The sequence below is a fragment of the Komagataeibacter kakiaceti JCM 25156 genome, from assembly GCF_000613305.1.
Map to the genome: position 1 here is coordinate 1 of NZ_BAIO01000598.1, position 1,282 is coordinate 1,282.

At 56.5% G+C, this 1,282-nt stretch carries 2 protein-coding genes; one reads left to right on the forward strand and one right to left on the reverse strand.

All coding sequences use genetic code 11. From position 1 onward, the window contains the following. Positions 1–651 (reverse strand): S24 family peptidase (locus JCM25156_RS25670; protein ID WP_148299413.1); only part of this gene is annotated, 651 nt, incomplete at its 3' end. 205 nt (positions 652–856) lie between these two features. On the opposite strand from JCM25156_RS25670, the gene JCM25156_RS16985 reads away from it, so the two are divergent. Continuing rightward, positions 857–1,141, forward strand: coding sequence for a helix-turn-helix domain-containing protein (locus tag JCM25156_RS16985; RefSeq protein WP_025814089.1), 285 nt, complete (start codon positions 857–859; stop codon positions 1,139–1,141). The last annotated feature ends 141 nt before the right edge of the window (positions 1,142–1,282 follow it).

Sequence of the window (1,282 nt, forward strand, 5' to 3'; positions counted from 1 at the left end):
CTGATACAGCGCGTTGTCGGATGCGATACGGACCTTGCCGCCCGGTTCGGGTGACAGGCGCTTCACCAGCAGGCTGCCGTTCACGACAATGACGTGGACGCCATCGAGCAGTTGCTGCTGGCGGGTATCCACCACCAGCCGGTCGCCTGGGCGCAGGGTGGGTTCCATGCTGTCGCCTCGCGTCTCAAGGATCATAGCCCGGTTTGGCTCAAGCCCAAGGTCTTGACGCAGGAAACGGCGGGAAATCGCCACCTTTTCTGGCTTTTCGGATTCATCTGCGCATAAGCCGAACCCAGCCGAAGCCGCGATATTATAGTAGTCGATATGTACGAGATCATCATGCTGCGTGGACGCAGGGCATGAAGTTGCGGTAGCTCCACGGTCGCCGTCGATCAGCCAGCCGATAGAAACTTTGGCAAAATCAGCGATCTTTTCAAGCTGACTAAGCTTCCAGTCCCCTTCCTTCATATACTGACTAAGAGTGGTCTTTCCGACCCCAGTTTGCGAGGCCACGAAGTCACGGCCGCCTGCATCCTTGATGGCCGCGCGAAGGCGATCAAACCGGCTTTCCGGTTGACGGTTCCGATTATCAACCGTCAAGTCAGATGAAGATCGGCTTACCAAACCCTTTTCGTTCGAAATATCAGACATTTGCGGACGATATCCACATGATATCCACAGAAAAGAACCGTAAACCGAACTTATGGCTTGCCAAAGGTTCGGTTTCTCGTATTCTCACGGCACACCTCGCGACGAAATACAGCGGCAGGAAGTCGCTGAAACGGGGTTGAAGAAAAGGGCGGCTGGCACCGCCCCGAATCTCAGGAGCTATATATATGGCACAGAAGCGAGAGGAATGCACGCCGAGGACATCAAGGCGGAACTTCGGAAGCGATACGGCTCGCTTGCGAAGTTTTCCACCCTGATTGGCCGCGATAGTCGTGCCGTGAGCAAGACCATCGGAACCGTGGGATATTCGGTTCCGATTGAACGCGAGATTGCCAAGGTGCTGGGGCGTGAGCCGCAGAATATCTGGCCGGGTCGCTATCATCATGACGGGTCTCCTGTTTCCATGACCGTTGTCAGGACACCTACCGCCCTGCCGTGTGACGCGCACCGTCAAAACGGAGTGGCAGCATGAACGTCGAACTGATCCCTGTAGCCGACATTGAAGTCGGTGAACGTCTGCGGGCAGTCGATCCAGACTGGGCTGCACTGATTGCTGCCTCCATGCAGGAGAACGGCCAGCGGGCACCGATTGAGGTCCGCAAGCTTGGCAGGA